The sequence below is a fragment of the Varibaculum cambriense genome, assembly GCF_032557235.1.
GTDB lineage: Bacteria > Actinomycetota > Actinomycetes > Actinomycetales > Actinomycetaceae > Varibaculum > Varibaculum cambriense_C.
The window spans coordinates 56543-73182 of record NZ_JAWGMB010000006.1 but is presented as its reverse complement, the minus strand read 5'-3'; the positions used below and the strand labels follow the sequence as shown (position 1 = coordinate 73182).

Below are 16640 nucleotides of genomic sequence, written 5' to 3'. Positions count from 1 at the left end.
ATCCGAGCAGAATCTAGTTAGCTGACTGTCCGGAAAGCTGTTCTAGACGATGCTCCTCATCAAGTTTGATCGCCGAGTCAATCACTGGCTGCAACTGTCCGTTAAGTACCTGGTCAAGGTTATAGGCCTTATACCCGGTGCGGTGGTCAGCAATCCGGTTCTCCGGGAAGTTATAGGTACGGATGCGTTCGGAGCGATCTACGGTGCGCACTTGAGAATGTCGTTGCTCTGCCGCCTCGGCCTCCCGTTTCGCCTCTTCCTCTGCCTTTAAGCGAGCCCGCAACACCCGGAACGCGGCCTCACGGTTTTGGATTTGTGACTTCTCATTTTGCATACTGACCACGATTCCAGTGGGAATATGGGTCAGACGTACCGCGGAATCAGTAGTATTAACCGACTGTCCACCCGGTCCGGAGGAGCGGAATACATCTACCCGCACCTCATTGGGGTCGATCTCCACCTCTCCCGCGTCTTCTACCTCCGGCATCACTAATACCCCGGCAGCAGAGGTGTGAATGCGTCCCTGTGACTCGGTAACCGGCACTCTCTGCACCCGGTGCACTCCGCCCTCATACTTTAGGTTCGCCCAGACTCCTTCTTCAGGGGCTACGTTCCCCTTAGCTTTTATTGCGATCTGGGCGTCTTTGATTCCGCCCAGATCATTCACAGTGGAGTCCATGATCTGCACGCTCCAGCCTTTGGTTTCTGCAAAACGTTCGTACATCCGCAGCAAATCCCCAGCGAAGAGGGCGGATTCATCCCCACCTGCACCCGCTTTAATCTCCATAATGACGTCACGAGCATCATCAGGATCGCGGGGTGCCAACACTTTACGTAGCTTATCTAACGCTTTGCTTTCAGCCTGTTCCATCTGGGGAATCTCGGAGGCAAAGTCCGGATCTTCCTTAGCCAACTCTTGTCCGGCCTGTAAATCTTCCCGCGCACTCTTCCAGGTCTCATAGGCTTTCGCTATCTGCGCCAACTGGGTGTGACGGCGACCGATTTTGCGAGCCTGCTGCTGATCCTTTTGCACTTGGGGATCGCCCATCTTCATTTCCAGTTCAGTTTTTTCTGCGATGAGGGCTTCTACAGCTTCCTCGTCAATCGGCGATCCCACAGTTGCTCCTTATAACTCTTCGCGAACTGACTTCTACTCTACGTTGCCGGTGGGATGAACCAAAAAATGACTGTCCGGGATCTCTGGGAAAATAAATACAAATTATTTAGAAGAGTACGGGAATACGGCAAAGGGATTTATTGGAACTATTTACATCAATAACGGGGGTGCAGTTCCCCATACTGAACCGCACCCCCGCTTGACGCCGTACTCTAGCTTTCGGAAATATGCCGCACTATTTGGCTACTTACCGGAGCTAGGGCTTCATATATTTCTAAATATCTCTGGTGGTAGAACTGATACTCGCTAGTTGCATCTGAGTTTGGTTCAATCGCATCCGCCATCTCAACCATAGCTTTTGCTGCACTCCCAATATCTTCATGCAATGCAGCCCCAATTGACGCTAAGATCGCACCACCCATCAGCGGCCCTTCTGTATTCTTCGGGAATAACATCGGTACCCCAGTTACATCTGCATGCATCTGCATCCAGAATCTCGATTTCGTCGGCCCGCCAGAAACCACCACTTTTACCGGGTCGAAACCTTTATCCCGGAATGTGTCAAAAATAGTTTTTGTTCCATAACAAACCGACTCCAAAACAGCTCGGTACAGGTGAGCTTCAGTATGTGAAAGAGTCAGCCCGGTGAACGCTCCCCGGGAATAGGGATTGGAAAAAGGAGAACGATTTCCTTGGAAATGATCCAGCGCGACGACACCGTCACAGCCTATTGGAATCTCTTGAGCCTGTGCATCCAAATACTTGTAAAGATCTCCGGATAGGTTCCTGGAACTATGGGCATCAACCGTAAACCTATTGGTGAACCAATTATTCACTGAACCTGATGAAATCTGTCCGGCTTCAACTGTATAAAGACCAGGAATAATAGCATCGTAATATGCCCCCCAGATTCCTTTGGCATAGATAGCTTGATCTGTTTGCCCTAGCATCACGTGAGAAGAACCGGTAATTAGTGCCAAGGATCCTTCATCAACGACTCCAAGTCCGATTGCACCGACATGAGCATCGATACCTCCCATCGTGACAGGAATCCCCGCAGGCAAACCAAGCTCTTGCGCGGCGCCACGACTTAGCTCACCCACTACTTCGCCCATATTCAACACGTTGCTAGGTAGCTTCCCTAGGGCGTCGGGAATTCCCGCCTCTTCGTAGAGGCTAGTAGGCCATCCTGACCAGTTTGAGTCGTAGAAGTATTTACAGGTAGCTGTACAAATGGACATTGCCCACTCGCCTGTTAACTTGAAATTCATCCAGTCAACACAATCAACGAACACCTCTGCCTTTTTGTATATATCGGGCTCATTTTCGGCCAGCCACATAAGCTTGGGCACACCCCACTCGGCAGACACTGTTTGCATTCCCGCGTATTTAAGAGCAGGATCTCCAGTACTGGTAAGCTTTTCAGCTTGTTTAGCAGCTCTAACATCCATCCACAGCAGGCAGGGACGGAGTGGCTTCCCACTACTATCGCAAGGGATTACTGTTGCAGAAGTCCCATCAACTGCAATTCCTGCGAAGGCGTCAGTCGGCAGGTTAAGTAGCAACTTCCCAACAGCAGTTTTTAATCCATCCCACCAGTCTTGGGGATTTTGCTCAGCATGCGCAGGTTTTGGAGTGTAAGTCTCCACTGAAACGGATGCTGAATCAAGCATCTTGCCCTCCGGAGTAACAGCAGCAACTCTTACTCCTCCAGTTCCAACATCTATACTCAGCAATAATTTATCAACCATTTTTAACCCCATTGTTAATAGATATTTTTACTTATTTAGAACTGCTCTTGAACCAGACAGACCCAGGCGATTAGCTCCCGCATCAACCATTGCTGAAGCCGTTTCGGGATCTCGAATGCCTCCAGAGGCTTTAACTCCTATTTCGTCACTCACCGTCTTGCGCATTAGCTTCACAGCTTCCACGGATGCTCCACCAGATTTATGGAATCCAGTAGAGGTTTTCACAAAATTAGCTCCAGCTTTTTCTGCGCATTGACATGCTTGAACAATTTCATCGTTGGTTAAACATGCAGATTCGATGATTACCTTGAGTACCACGTCTTCGGCAATAGCAGCGCGCACTGCTTTGATATCGGAAACCAGATAGTCCCAGTCATGCTCTTTAACTTTTCCAACGTTAATAACCATATCTATCTCGTCAGCACCATTTTCTACCGCTAGCTTTGCCTCTAGAGCTTTCACCTCACTTGCATGAGCACCACTTGGAAAACCGCACACGGCAGCGACCTTTAAAGACTTAGGAGTAGAAATAGGTAGCATGCTCGGTGAGACGCATACCGAGTAAGTACCAAGTTCCACCGCTTCCTCAATTAGCTCTTTAATATCCTCGGATGTGGCTTCAGGAGCCAGCAGGGTGTGATCGATAATATTTGCAGATACTTTTGTCATGATTACCTTTCTGCTAATACTTCCTTAGCTGTTTTTTCATCGGTAATTAAAGTGGTCATAAAGCCACCTTTTAGAGCAGCTCTGGTTATTGATGCTTTGTTTTCACCAACAGCTACCCCAATGGAATTTTTAATCCCTTTAAGTGTTTTTAAATCAACACCAATAGTTCTCGATTCCAACTCTGGACTCACTATTTCTCCGGCGCCGTTAATAAAACGACCGAGAATATCCCCCACGCCACCATTGGCTCTTAAATAGCTAACATCCTGGCGGGTAATGCATCCGGACTCAACGAGTACCGAGTCGAATCTCAAAGCTCCCAGAGAAAAAATCGCCACATCGACCTGACGCCCAATATCGAGCACACTTACTACTCCAGGATCTTCGCGAAGATCCTTTGCCAATGAAACTTTTGAAACAATTGCCGGACAAGGAAGACCTTTAGCCTTACCATTTGCCTTTTGGGCAAAGCTCAAAATAGTTTCTTGGACAGATTGAGCTGAAGAGAGTGCAGCCACTCCCCCATTGAGTTGGACAATCATAGGATCTACTGCCCATCCTGATTCCAATGCTTTCGCTATCTCAGCGAGTGTGCGTCCCCAAGAGACCCCCACAAGCTGAGGCATCGGCTTAAGCCCAGCTAAGTATTTGGCGCTTTCATTGGCTACTGCGGTAACGGTATCCTCTAGATTCAAACGATTCCGCACTACGATAGTTCGGGACAGCGAAAAACGATGGGTTATTTCTTCCTCGAGATCACTGACCCTAACATAGGGATCAACGATTTCGATCGAAACGTACCCCTCGTCATAGGCTTCTTGCAGTAGTCGCCGCACCGTCCATCGGGAACAGTTCAGCTCTTGAGCAACTTGGGAGGTGGTTTTCCTTTCTAGAAAATATAGTCTGGCCGCCCCCAAGACCTGTTCTCTGCGGTATTCACTCGGAAGCTTCATATGAACTATTTACGAGTCTTGTCCGGCATGAAAATCACTTTAGAGCTATGGATTTCCCGGTTGTACATACGTTTTATTGTGTCCGCTACAGAATCCAAGCCAAGCTCGTGGGTAATCATAAACTCCCATTTCAGGTCTCCGGAATTTAGTTTTTCTACCGCGGTTCTCCATTCATGGCCGGGGAACGGCGCAGAGAAAGAGTTCCACGAACCCATAATTGCCGCTTCTAAACGCATCAAACGTGCCCAACTTGAATCCGAAATGGTGATGTCAGCATTGGGAATACCAATCAAGACTAACTCTCCATGACGAGCCAATACAGATACTGCAAGATCAGGAACGACTCTGGCACCAGAAGTCTCAATGATGACGTCAAAGCCTCCGCCGATATCTCCCAAATCCTTCCAGTCGCTAACTGCCTCATCAGCCCCGGCTTCTTTTGCCATAGGTATTTTCTCCTTTGTCACATCAATAGAGACAACCTGGGAAGCACCCATGATTCGTGCCCATTGGATTGCGAAAAGACCAATAGGACCGCCCCCGCCCGTTACCGCAACTCGTGACCCTACAGTGAGCTTAGTGCGGAGAATAGCATGCAGGGCAATAGCAGCCGGATCTACCATTGCTGCAGCTCTTAAGTCCAGACTATCGGGAACTTTCAATAACAAATCGGCCGGACCGCATACGTATTCTGCATAGGCTCCATGTCGGCGCGATCCATAGTAATCATAGTTTTCACACAGCGAGAAGTGCCCCTGCTGACAAGGGCCGCATTTAAAGCACGGCAACATTGGAGGCACCGTCACATGATCGCCAGCTTTCACAGAAGTTACACCTTCGCCTACTTCTTCTACTATCGCTGAGAATTCGTGCCCTGTGATAAGAGGCAGTTTGTGCGGCCCCTTTTTGTACATTCGGTCTAAATCAGATCCGCATACTCCACAGGCAGCGATTTTTAGTAGTGCTTCCCCGGAGCCAGGTTTGGGAACATCCACCTGTTCCATCCGAATATCGTCAACCCCATACATAACTACCGCAGTCATTTTTTCTGCCATATCTGCCTCCTATCAGTCTAAACAAGCTTCTTTGCTTGCTAACTAAACGCTAGTTGTTTAGGTAGCCCATACGGCAAATAAAGAAAAAACTGCACCAATGGTGCAGTGGAAAAAATAAAAAGTGTGGCCGACGCACTCGTCGGCCACACTTAAAACAAAGCTTACTTTTCGCGCTTGCGCTTGCCGTAACGGGCTTCGAAGCGAGCGACTCGTCCTCCGGTGTCCATAATCTTCTGCTTACCGGTATAGAAGGGATGGCAAGCGGAACACACATCTACCCGCATAACGCCGGAGGTAATGGTGGAACGGGTTTCAAAGGTGTTCCCACAGGTACAAGTAACCGTGGTGGGAACATATTCGGGATGAATTCCCTGTTTCATGGTTTCTCCTTGAGGTTCTCAGGGCGCCGGGTCCAAATGCTGGTTACATAAGGTGAACCGGAACCGGATTTGATTATGCCACTTTGGGCGTTGGTAACGCCAGTTCTCAGGCAAAATGTGGTGGGAGTGACCTTTTATTTTTCTGCATCTCACCAGTGTTCACTATCCGAAAAACAATTCTGATAACAATCTCATAACAGCAGGAGAGACGGGGGCTTATTACCGCTGGTCAAACAGAATAAAAAGTGGTTCTACCTGCACTGTGAGCAGACTTACCCACCCTGGCTATGTTAGAAGGCTCTAAAGCCCGTTAGGATGAAGATGTTATTTGATTAGACCGTTCGGAAGCAAAGATATCGATGTCCAAGAATGCAAAAATAACTGTTGCCGTGATAGTTACCGCCCTGGTGGCGCTGGTTGCGGCATTCGCTATTTATGTCACCTACTACGCGATGGGAAAAAAGGCTCTGCCGGGAACCAAGGTAGGGGAAGTAAAAGTATCCGGAATGACCAGCTCCCAGATCCAAAAAGAACTGGAAGCCACCCAAACCGGCTATAAAGCGACTTTCTCAGGACAGGGAATCCCAGAGAAATCCTTTACTCCCCAGGAAATCGGATACCTGTTGGACTCGAAAACTACTGCGCAAAATGCCACGAATCGAGACAGCGCTTTCAGCTACCTCAGTAGCCTATTCACTTCCCGTCAGGTGGATATCGTTCACGACATTGATCCGGCGGTAACCAATAAACTATCGCAGGATCTGTCCAAAGCTATTCCAGAGGCCAAACCCGCTACCGAGCCGATAGTGAAAGCTAATGCGGAAGGAACCGGATTCGAAGTGGTTCCAGGTAAGGACGGGTTCGGCGTGGATACCCATACGCTGGTCGCAGCAGCCAACAAGGTTATGGACACTCAAAAGGATCAACTTTCCTCTCTAAAGGTTAGCCCAGTTAAACCACTAGCCAGCCAAGATATGGCACAACAAATGGCGGATGCAGCTGTTAAACTAACGGAAAACAAAGTGACGATTGCTGCGGGAGAAAAGACCTTCACCGCTGATCAGAAAGCAAAAGTTAGTTTTGTAAAAATCCCTGCAATCAGTAAAACCGCTAAACCTGAAGTTAATCAACAGGCTGTCGGAGACTGGGTTAACAAGAATAAAGGGGAAGTTGAAGTTAAGAAGGTTGACGGGAAACGATTCGTCAATAGTTCCGGCAAAGTTCTGAAAACCGAGACCGAACCTAAAGATGGGGTGAAGGTCAGCAATGTTGAACAACTAACCCAAGAAATAACGAAGAATTTTGCAGCTGGGCAAGACAGTTCCCTCAGCTACGAAACCCAGGTTGAAAAAGCTAGCGTCAAAGACAAAACCATTGCTGATGGCGCGGAAAAGTTATCCTATATGGCGGCGCCGGGAGAAAAATGGATTGATGTTAACCTCTCTAACTACACGGTAACTGGGTATGAAGGTGCTTCAGTAGTGAAGGGACCTACCTCTATGGTTCCCGGAGCTCCTGCTACCCCCACCATTAAAGGTAACTTCGCTATCGAACGTAAATATCGTTCTAAAACCATGCGGGGATTCAATACTGACGGAAGTCGCTATGTTTCTCCGAACGTCCCCTACGCCATGTTCTTTTCTGGAGGCTACGCGCTGCACGGAGCTCCTTGGCGCGGATCCTTCGGCTGGGGAGGCCCAGGAGGATCTCATGGTTGCGTGAATATGCCGGTGGGCGGGGCTCGCGATTTCTATGAGTGGGCACCGATCGGTACCCCGGTTATATCCCACTCCTAGCGGGATAGCAGCCAGGAAATAATCTGGTTTCCGCTGGCGCGCAGCCCGTCGTGGTGCAAATCCTCTTTCTCCAAGATATTTGCTCCCATAACTCTGCCGGTATTTAGCGATAGGGCGCGGGGAACGAAAATGTCGTCCCGGTAAACTACCGCATGTACCGGTACTTGGTTTTCCGCCAATCTCTGCGGGTCATAGAGTACCGGCCACTCGGTTTCCGCCGCCAAATCATCTGCCAGTTCCGCTAGGGGCTTGAGTGCAGGATCGCGGGTAAACACCCAGCTACCAAAATGTTCCCCGGTAAGATAATAAGGTTGGGTCTTATCGAGGGGATCGGCAGCTTGGGCAAATCCGGGAGCCTTCTCGCGAATCCGATCTGCCGCCCAGGCAGTGGGTTCCACTTCGCTTTGCGGAACCGCGTTCCCGTAAATAGTTTCATGCAGGAGGGCGTAGAGGGGATCGAGAGCATAACTGACTCGTCCTCCTACCTGTCCTAAAAACTCTTGAGTGAGGTGACGTTTACCCCCGATCTGCACAAACGGCGCCTCGAACAGGTAGCGCAGATTTTCCAGGCCGAGCGTACGTCCCAGCTCCAGACCCACCTGCCTAATCCGATTGGGGGTCAGTTTTTCTCCATTAGGCAGGTATTCATCGTGTTCTAGCACGTGTGCACAGGTTTGCCGAACCGCTTCTTCCATACCGGGCAGGGCGTAGAATTCTTGGCAACGCCGGGCGGTAGCCGCGAAAGTTTGCTCGTAAATCCGGTTTACCTTGGTCAGCCCCGGCAGCCCCCCGGTGATATAGGATTTTTCGATAGCCTCGGGAAAGCGAGACAGATAGGCGGTAATAATAAAGCCACCGAAACTTTGCCCCATCACCGTCCATTTTTTTATCCCCAGGGCGCGGCGCAGTGCTTCGGCGTCCCCTACAATCTGGTCGGCGCGCATCAGTCGCAACCAGGCTCCAGCGCGGTTTCCTAGGGCAGGAATAGTGACATTATCGAGCGGGGTGGAGCGCCCGGTTCCTCGCTGGTCAAGCATGATTATCCGATATTTTTCCAGGACAGCGCCAAACCAGGGAGATGACCAGTCTGCCGGACGAGAGCCTTTACACCCCGGGCCGCCTTGGAAATAAATCAGATAGGGACGGTTTTCCTCATCGTCAAGGGCGATTTCGCGGGCATAAATTTCGATATTGGTTTTCTTGATTTCCGCATCTACCCAGGGAGGCAGGAACTGGCTGCCTGGTGTCGAAATATCGGAGTTTCCCGGCGCTTTTGGCCGGGGTTGTTCGCCGGAATTAACCGCAAAAAGCTCGCTCTGCACCCCGGTTTCCTGGCTATCTGCCCCTCGTTCCAGGTTTACTACCGGATTTTTCGCCGAGTCCGGGAACAGGTTTAACGCTACTTCCGGATGGTAGAGGGGGACAGTGAGGACGTGTTCGCGGATCAGGTAACGTCCTTGACGATATTCTTTGGGGTTAGGATTTTGGTCTAGTTTCGGGTAAAGGGGGCGCGCGAAGGCAGATGCCGGAGCGGCAGGTTTTTGCTGGCCGTTAGTTTCGCGGCAACCTTTCAGCTTCCGCTCTTGTACGGAACTGTTAGCACTACCACCTGCTGTATCACAATCTCGTCCACCGGCATTCTTCTTGCCGGTATTCCAGCCTGGCCCAAAATCCGCCTCCCGAGGAGTCCCCGCCTGGAATGCCTTTGCAATCGCCTGCGCATGGGAGTCTGCCTGTTCATTGAGGGGATGCCCGGCGTGCCCCTTTACCCATTCGAAGCTAACTTTCCCCCTCCTGGCAGGGTCAGATAGTAACTGATCTAGGCGTTTGACCAGTTCCAGGTTGGCTACCGGTTTACCACCGCCAGTTTTCCACCCCCTTTTCTTCCAGCCGAACCGCCATTTCGTCAAAATATTAATCACGTACTGGGAGTCCGCCTGGATCAATAAATCATCATTCATACCCGCAGTTTCGGTCAGTAAATCGGCTACTGCCATCAGTTCTGCCTGATTATTAGTTCCGAGCGTAAAACCACCAGATCGCCAACAATCAGGAGACAGATACCAACACCAGCCGCCTGCACCGGGATTTCCGAGGGAGGAACCATCTGTTGCTGCGATAATCATCGTCGCTCTCCTAACTACACACCTGGAAAATCAAAATAACCTGGGGACGCCTGCCGGCGTCCCCAGGTTATCAGTACGCAATCAGATTAACCGCTACTGCAAAGCAATTTATTACTTAGCCCGATGCTGCATTCACCGCATTAAAACTAGCGATTATCTAGTCTCTATCCCCGACTCAGCAGCCTAGTGCCAGAAATGGCGGGTACCGGTCAAGTACAGGGTTACGCCTGCTTCTTGACAGGCTTTGATGGTGTCTTCGTCGCGAATCGACCCACCGGGCTGCACAATGGCTTTCACGCCTGCCTCAATCAGAGATTGCGGGCCATCAGCGAAGGGGAAGAACGCATCGGAGGCAGCCACCGAGCCGCGTGCCCGCTCGGGGGCAGCTTCAGCTTCCGGCGCCTGCCCCAAGGTATTTGCACGTTGAATCGCCAGAGCACAAGAATCTACCCGGTTCACTTGCCCCATACCGATACCTACAGTGGCCTGTTCTTTTGCCAGCAAAATGGCATTTGACTTCACTGCCCGCACTGCCTTCCAAGCAAAAGCTAAATCTGCCAGAGTGGCTTCATCAGCTGCTGCGCCCGCCGCTAAAGTCCAGTTTTCGGGGTTGTCGCCCTCGGCCTGCAAGCGGTCGCGAGTTTGCGCCAGCATTCCTCCACTGATCTGCCGGAATTCCCACTGCACCGGGGCATCTGCGTCAATCCGCAAAATCCGCAGGTTCTTCTTGGTCTGCAGCAGCTCAAGCGCCTCTGCTTCATAGTCAGGGGCAATAATTACTTCAGTGAAAATCGGTTTCACCTGCTGGGCCATCTGCAAAGTAACCTCACGGTTACAGGCAATCACTCCACCATAGGCCGATAGCGGGTCGCAGCCGTGCGCCAATAAATGCGCCTTCGCTACGTCCTCGGCAACTGCAATCCCGCAGGGGTTAGCGTGTTTGATTACCGCCACGCATGGCTCGCTATGGTCGGTGGCCGCGCGCCAAGCCGCATCGGCGTCAGTGTAGTTGTTGTAGCTCATAGGTTTGCCGCCTAGCTGCTCTGCCTGCGCCAGGCCGCCCTCTTCATCGGTGAAGCGGTAGACGGCGGCCTCTTGATGCGGATTTTCCCCATAGCGCAAGCTGTGCAGTTCCTTGAGCTGCGGTTTCCACTGTTCTAAGTTAGGCAGGGCGCTGCCAGCGGTAGCTTCATCCTCGCCCTTTAGTTGCTTCGCAAACCAGGAAGAAATCTGGGTGTCATAAATGGCGGTGTGGTTGAAAGCCATAGCTGCGAGTTCGCGACGCTCCGCAGCAGTGAAGCCTCCGCGCTGCAGGGCAGCAGCTAAATCGTCGTAGGAACTAGGATCAACAATCACCGCGACATCGGCGTGATTCTTGGCGGCCGCCCGAATCATTGACGGCCCTCCAATATCAATTTTTTCGATACAATCAGCGAACCCGGCGCCGGAAGCCACCGTGTCGGCGAAGGGATAAAGATTGCAAACCACCAGGTCAATCGGGGTTACTTTGAGTTCTTCTAGCTGGGCAACATGGGCAGGAAGCTCCCGGTTAGCCAAAATCCCGGCATGAATCAGCGGGTGCAGGGTTTTTACCCGCCCATCGAGGCATTCGGGAAACCCGGTTACCTGGGAAACTTCGGTTACCTCTACCCCGGCAGCGGCAATCACTTGAGCAGTAGAACCGGTGGAAACAATTTCAACCCCAGCTGCCTGTAGGTTTTTCGCCAGTTTATCAAGGCCGGTTTTATCATAGACGCTGACCAGGGCCCGTTTAATGGGTTTTATTTCGCTCATGACGTGGGAATCCTTTTGTTGCATTCTTTGTCCAGCCCAGGCGAGCGACTGTCCTTTTACGTTCCCCAGTGGTTATCCACTTTTTTCGCCAGTCACGTTAGAACCAGTCTACCCTGCTGGCTTCGGTGGCGAAAGTTAGTCTTGGTCGGGGATTTCGATGGCCTGGGTGGAAGTGTCGTCAGCGCCGCGCCGGGGTTTGCCAGCACGCAAGCGGCCTCGTTTGAAAATTGAGCGTTTTATTGCTGGCCGCGTCAGTTCTGCTTCTGGGAGGCGCTGGGCAGAAGATTTGATTTTTTCCAATTCCTGGCGTTCTTTCGCAATAACTTCATCGGTTTTGCGCTCTGCCCAATCGGTGGCCAGGTCTTTTATTTCCTCGGTATCTACCGGCAGGGCTCCCCTAGAGCGCGCAAACTTTTCTTCCGGGCTCTGCCGCGGGGCAGCTGGCTTCGCCACCTGGTCAGCTTGCGATTTTTTGGTAGTGTCGAGGGCGTCCTCGCTGTCTCCGGGAATATTTTCAGTGTTTCTTTCTGCCTCTACCTTAGTATCGCCGCTGTCACCAGCGGAGACAGCTTCCGAATCTGTTACCGGAAGCTCTGGCGGTAGCGCTACTTGTTCAGTTTCCGTCACCTCTTTCGCAGCTGAGGGCACTTCCTGCGCCTCATTATCTCCAGTCGCCTGCGGCTTCGCGGAGCTATCCTCGCCGCCCGTTTCCTGCGTATCAGCTTCCGCGTCCTCATCCGTAACCGCGCCCTCGGCGCTCAGGGGATTTCGGGAGTGCAGTTCTTTCGCTTTTTCTTTCGCGACTGCAAAGCCTTGACGCCCAGCTCGTTCGCTCGCCCTCTTGAGTTTAAAGAAATTATCTGCCAGGTAAGCGCGAGCATGAGGGTGGGTAAGGATTGCTATCAGCAGGATCGGTATCCACACCAAGATTAACCCCATAGCCGCGGTGGTCAAGGGATCTGCCCCCCACATGGACATGCGTCCCGCGCCGATGGAGCCGGAAGATAAAAAGCAGAACCAAGTAGTTAAAACCGTAAACGAAAGGGTAGCTACCAAGAAAGAAGCCACGTGGGAGAAGAAATCTACCCGCGCCATGGAAGTGTAAAACAGGTATCCGCACAGCAAACCGAGCCCTACGATCACAGCCGATATCCAGTACCCGGGAGTTTGATTTGGCAGCGCCCCCAAAATGGGGACTGCCGGAATCGGGCCGGTTTTTACCTCCGTCAGCGAACGGATAGTGCCGGTACCTTGTTGAAATCCCGGCCCGAGAACCCAGGCCAGCGCCCAAGTTTGCACAGTAGGCAGATACAGCAATTGCGCCAGCCAAATCAAAATCCCTGCCCCTAGGGAAAGACCATACAGGTCTAAGATGTTCTTTACTGCTGGGAAATGGGTGAACACTTGGGCAACTACCAGTATCAAGGTCACGATCCCAAATAGTTTGCATACTTGCCAACCAGCCCGCAGCCCGGAAATAACCCAGCCGGGTACTGTCCAAGTGCTATTGACGCCGTCCCAACTGCGTTCATCGCGGTCAATGCCGAGGCGTCGGTTTTCGAGATCCTGATTATAGGCATGATCTGGTTTGCGCACGCGGAGGATAAATTGCCGGCTCCAGCTGGTAAAACGTTCTAGGTCATCTTTTAAACGCGCTTTGGGATGCCGTAGGGATGGTTTTTCCGTATCGGGACGCTGATCGCGATCAAAGAGATAAAAAGCGTAGATCACGGTAGCGAAACCGTGGATTAACGCCCAAAAGAATAGTGCCCCCAGACTGTAGGATCCGCGCACAACTAGCCCCACCAGGAAGGCAACTATCGCTTGCGCAAAGGGGTAAACCCACAGTACAGCTCTACTTTCGAGGACGAAAGTGCGCGCCACATGCCCCCCTAGCCAAAGATAGGCTATCCACAATCCCAGGGGAATCACCGACAAAGTGGCGGCTTGCCCTAGACCAGCGGGAAGAGGGACTGCGAATCCCAGAGCCCAGATACTGGCTCCTACGGCCAGGGAATCCGTCCAAACCGTGTCTGTCATCCAGGGGTTGGAAGAGGTGGAAAAATAAACTCCGGCACTAATACTCAAGAAAACAAGCCAGGGAATTAGGCAGGTGATCAGAGCGGCGGCCACCATCCGGGTGATTCCGCGAGGAATTCTCACTGTGAGGGTGCGTCGAGTATTTTGGGAGCTGGCTTTCGCCTTTGAGTCAAGGGCATTGTCGGTAGCTTTCCCAGCAGTTGGGGCTTTCTTGCGAACTAACCGCAGCTTGTTCACCAATCCACGACTCCCAACTGTCTTCGCGCTGCTGCTTGGACGTTTCTTGTCCGTAAAGGCCAGTTGCTTGGCTTGTCCCCGTCTCCGCGTTGAAGCTTCCTGCTGATAGTTTTTACTGGCCTGGATAGTTGCCCCCTTTTGGGTATGCGCAACTTGTTTCCTGGCTCCTGCAGATCGGAGAGGATTTTTTGGAACATTAGGCCGGCGCAACATCCCTACTATTGTCCACTTTTTAACTCTCTAGCCACTTAGGCGCACCGCGGTCAGCTGCGCCTGACGGTAAATAGTCGACTGGGGGGGCGGTGCTAAGCACCGCCCCCCCAGCAATATCTCTAGCTACCAGGCAATAATTTTGTTTTGCTATCTGGCACTGACTATCAGTTAGCTAAGAGCTTTAAAGGCCTCCCTGGCCAGCTCCGCCGTTTGAGAGGGAGTCTTGCCAACTTTGACGCCATGAGCTTCCAGAGCTTCCTTCTTCGCCTGGGCAGTACCTGCCGAACCAGAGACGATAGCACCTGCGTGCCCCATGGTTTTACCTTTAGGAGCAGTAAAGCCCGCTACATAAGCGATTACCGGCTTGGTGACATTAGCGGCGATATAGTCGGCGGCGCGCTCTTCCGCATCTCCCCCAATCTCGCCGATCATCACGATTACTTTGGTGTCGGGGTCTTTTTCGAAGGCCTCGAGAGCATCGATATGGGTGGTGCCCACCACCGGGTCACCACCAATCCCCATACAGGTGGTGAAGCCAATATCTCGCAGCTCAAACATCATTTGGTAGGTCAAAGTACCAGATTTAGATACCAATCCGATGGGACCAGAACCGGTAATATCTGCCGGGGTAATGCCCACATTGGACTGTCCCGGGGTAATAATCCCCGGGCAGTTCGGACCGATAATCCGGCATCCCTTTTCCAGGGCGGCATTTACGAACTCGGTGGAATCCTGTACCGGAATCCCCTCGGTAATCACCACGATCAGCGGCATCCCGGCCTCTACGGCTTCTAGTACCGCCCCTTTAGCGAAACGCGGAGGGACGAATACTACTGAAACATTCGCACCCTCTTTTTCCATGGCTTCTTTCACGGTGCCAAATACCGGCACCGAAACTGTTCCGGCTTTAACACCTTTCTTTTCGGCGGCCTCACCCAGGGGGACAATATCGAAATCAACCGTTTGTCCTGCTTTCTTGGGGTTGGTTCCCCCCACCACATTAGTCCCGGCGCCTAGCATCAGCCGGGTGTGCTTACGCCCCTCCGAACCGGTCATACCCTGTACGACAATCCGGGCTGAGGAATCAAGGAATACTGACATATTTGCTTCTCCTTATGCTTTTACCGATTCTTAACAGCCAGCAGCGAGTTTAGCTGCCTGGGCGGCGCCAGCATCCATAGTTTCTACCATGGTCACCTGCTCTAGGTTCGCTTCCTCTAAAATCTTGCGGCCAGCCTCTACTGAGTTGCCATCTAGGCGTACTACCAGTGGCTTAGTGGCTTTATCGCCCAAGATTTCGATTGCTTTTACGATTCCGGCAGCCACCTGGTCACAGGCGGTGATTCCGCCGAATACGTTTACGAATACCGACTTGACCTGGGGATCACCCAGAATCACGTCCAGTCCATCAGCCATTACCTGCGCGGAGGCTCCACCCCCAATATCGAGGAAATTCGCTGGCTTCACCCCGTATTCTTCCCCGGCATAGGCGACCACATCCAAAGTCGACATCACCAGACCAGCGCCGTTACCAATGATTCCCACCTGACCTTCTAGGTGGACGTAGTTCAAGCCTTTTTCTTTCGCTTTGGCTTCCAGGGGATCTTCGGTGCGTTTATCTACCAGTTCCTCGTGTCCGGGATGACGGAAACGGGCGTTATCGTCCAAAGTTACTTTTCCGTCCAGGGCAATGATCTCGCCCTCTTCACTGGACACCAGGGGGTTTACCTCTACTAGGGTGGCGTCCTCACCCTGATAAACATCCCAGAGACCCTCTAGCACTGGCACGGCCTTATTAATGACGTCTTCGTCCTCAAAACCAGCCTGGGTAAGAATCTTACGGGCAACATCTTCGTCGATGCCGGTAACCGGCAGGGGCACCTTCGCCAACGCTTCTGGGCGTTCCTTGGCAAGTTGTTCGATCTCCATACCGCCCTCTTTGGAGCACATGGCCAGGTGCCGGCGGTTAGAGCGGTCAAGCAGAATCGAGAAATAGTATTCGCAGGCAATATCGGCACCAGCGGCTACTAACACCCGATGCACGGTATGTCCCTTAATATCCATCCCTAAGATTTCTTCGGCTTTTTCTCGCGCCTCCTGAGGACTGCGAGCGAGTTTAACCCCGCCAGCCTTTCCGCGCCCACCCGTCTTTACCTGCGCTTTTACCACCACCAAGGGTTGAGCGAGTTTCTCAGCAGCTTTTTGAGCTTCTTCAGGGGTTTCGGCCACAATCCCGGCTAACACGGGAACTGAGTGCGCCTCAAATAGGTCGCGAGCCTGGTATTCGTAAAGATCCACTTGCACGTCCTCTCATTAAGTACCTCGACATCAAGATATAGGACTATAGTACCGCATATTCACGCTTATTACGTCACGAGAAAGTGTTCTCTATCACTTAAAAACTAGACTCGATCTTAAACAAGCAAGATTCGGTTAATCATAAACAAAAGCAATACCCACGAAAACTTAAAGAGGAAGCGCCCTTCCTCCCGGGCAATCCTGTCTCTTT

General features: G+C 51.8%; 12 protein-coding genes and 1 riboswitch. Of the genes, 1 reads left to right on the top strand and 11 read right to left on the bottom strand.

Annotation, left to right across the window (positions count from 1 at the left end):
• Nucleotides 1–13: 13 nt before the first annotated feature.
• The 6 genes from prfA to rpmE form a co-directional block, all read right to left on the bottom strand.
• Nucleotides 14–1117 (bottom strand): peptide chain release factor 1, encoded by a 1104-nt coding sequence (gene prfA / locus E6072_RS06020; RefSeq protein WP_316694440.1) that lies wholly within the window; start codon nucleotides 1115–1117, stop codon nucleotides 14–16.
• A gap of 212 nt (nucleotides 1118–1329) precedes the next feature.
• Entirely contained in the window at nucleotides 1330–2868 is a 1539-nt protein-coding gene (locus E6072_RS06015) for an FGGY family carbohydrate kinase (RefSeq protein WP_316694438.1), read from the bottom strand.
• 27 nt (nucleotides 2869–2895) lie between these two features.
• Complete coding sequence (gene deoC / locus E6072_RS06010) at nucleotides 2896–3537, bottom strand: deoxyribose-phosphate aldolase (protein WP_316694437.1); 642 nt, start codon at nucleotides 3535–3537, stop codon at nucleotides 2896–2898.
• Nucleotides 3538–3539: 2 nt separating this feature from the next.
• Nucleotides 3540–4490: a sugar-binding domain-containing protein gene (locus tag E6072_RS06005; RefSeq protein WP_316694436.1), complete on the bottom strand. Its 951-nt coding sequence runs from the start codon at nucleotides 4488–4490 to the stop codon at nucleotides 3540–3542.
• 5 nt (nucleotides 4491–4495) lie between these two features.
• Nucleotides 4496–5545, bottom strand: a complete 1050-nt coding sequence (locus E6072_RS06000; protein WP_316694435.1) for a galactitol-1-phosphate 5-dehydrogenase — start codon at nucleotides 5543–5545, stop codon at nucleotides 4496–4498.
• A 161-nt stretch (nucleotides 5546–5706) separates the two neighbouring features.
• Complete coding sequence (gene rpmE, locus E6072_RS05995; protein ID WP_316694434.1) at nucleotides 5707–5925, bottom strand: 50S ribosomal protein L31; 219 nt, start codon at nucleotides 5923–5925, stop codon at nucleotides 5707–5709.
• Between the two features lie 359 nt (nucleotides 5926–6284).
• Here rpmE and E6072_RS05990 point away from each other — a divergent pair, with 359 nt between their 5' ends.
• Entirely contained in the window at nucleotides 6285–7721 is a 1437-nt protein-coding gene (locus E6072_RS05990) for a L,D-transpeptidase (protein ID WP_316694433.1), read from the top strand.
• Here the strand turns inward: E6072_RS05990 and E6072_RS05985 are convergent.
• The 5 genes from E6072_RS05985 to sucC form a co-directional block, all read right to left on the bottom strand.
• Complete coding sequence (locus tag E6072_RS05985; protein WP_316694432.1) at nucleotides 7718–9847, bottom strand: alpha/beta fold hydrolase; 2130 nt, start codon at nucleotides 9845–9847, stop codon at nucleotides 7718–7720. The genes E6072_RS05990 and E6072_RS05985 overlap by 4 nt on opposite strands.
• A gap of 183 nt (nucleotides 9848–10030) precedes the next feature.
• Nucleotides 10031–11641, bottom strand: a complete 1611-nt coding sequence (purH, locus tag E6072_RS05980; protein WP_316694431.1) for a bifunctional phosphoribosylaminoimidazolecarboxamide formyltransferase/IMP cyclohydrolase — start codon at nucleotides 11639–11641, stop codon at nucleotides 10031–10033.
• A 27-nt stretch (nucleotides 11642–11668) separates the two neighbouring features.
• A riboswitch (ZMP/ZTP riboswitch) is annotated at nucleotides 11669–11747 on the bottom strand.
• 29 nt (nucleotides 11748–11776) lie between these two features.
• Nucleotides 11777–13918 (bottom strand): DUF6350 family protein, encoded by a 2142-nt coding sequence (locus tag E6072_RS05975; protein WP_316694429.1) that lies wholly within the window; start codon nucleotides 13916–13918, stop codon nucleotides 11777–11779.
• A 381-nt stretch (nucleotides 13919–14299) separates the two neighbouring features.
• On the bottom strand, nucleotides 14300–15232 hold the full coding sequence (gene sucD / locus E6072_RS05970) for a succinate--CoA ligase subunit alpha (protein WP_101930148.1): 933 nt from the start codon (nucleotides 15230–15232) through the stop codon (nucleotides 14300–14302).
• Nucleotides 15233–15262: 30 nt separating this feature from the next.
• The gene (gene sucC, locus E6072_RS05965; RefSeq protein ID WP_316694425.1) at nucleotides 15263–16429 is read right to left on the bottom strand and encodes an ADP-forming succinate--CoA ligase subunit beta; all 1167 of its coding nucleotides are present in this window, start codon (nucleotides 16427–16429) and stop codon (nucleotides 15263–15265) included.
• Nucleotides 16430–16640: the final 211 nt, after the last annotated feature.

Excerpts from the sequence above, each read along its gene's own strand:
- E6072_RS06015 (WP_316694438.1), bottom strand. The coding sequence starts at position 2,868 with ATGGTTGATAAATTATTGCTGAGTATAGATGTTGGAACTGGAGGAGTA.
- deoC (WP_316694437.1), bottom strand. The coding sequence starts at position 3,537 with ATGACAAAAGTATCTGCAAATATTATCGATCACACCCTGCTGGCTCCT.
- E6072_RS06005 (WP_316694436.1), bottom strand. The coding sequence starts at position 4,490 with ATGAAGCTTCCGAGTGAATACCGCAGAGAACAGGTCTTGGGGGCGGCC.
- E6072_RS06000 (WP_316694435.1), bottom strand. The coding sequence starts at position 5,545 with ATGGCAGAAAAAATGACTGCGGTAGTTATGTATGGGGTTGACGATATT.
- rpmE (WP_316694434.1), bottom strand. The coding sequence starts at position 5,925 with ATGAAACAGGGAATTCATCCCGAATATGTTCCCACCACGGTTACTTGT.
- E6072_RS05990 (WP_316694433.1), top strand. The coding sequence starts at position 6,285 with ATGTCCAAGAATGCAAAAATAACTGTTGCCGTGATAGTTACCGCCCTG.
- E6072_RS05985 (WP_316694432.1), bottom strand. The coding sequence starts at position 9,847 with ATGATTATCGCAGCAACAGATGGTTCCTCCCTCGGAAATCCCGGTGCA.
- purH (WP_316694431.1), bottom strand. The coding sequence starts at position 11,641 with ATGAGCGAAATAAAACCCATTAAACGGGCCCTGGTCAGCGTCTATGAT.
- sucD (WP_101930148.1), bottom strand. The coding sequence starts at position 15,232 with ATGTCAGTATTCCTTGATTCCTCAGCCCGGATTGTCGTACAGGGTATG.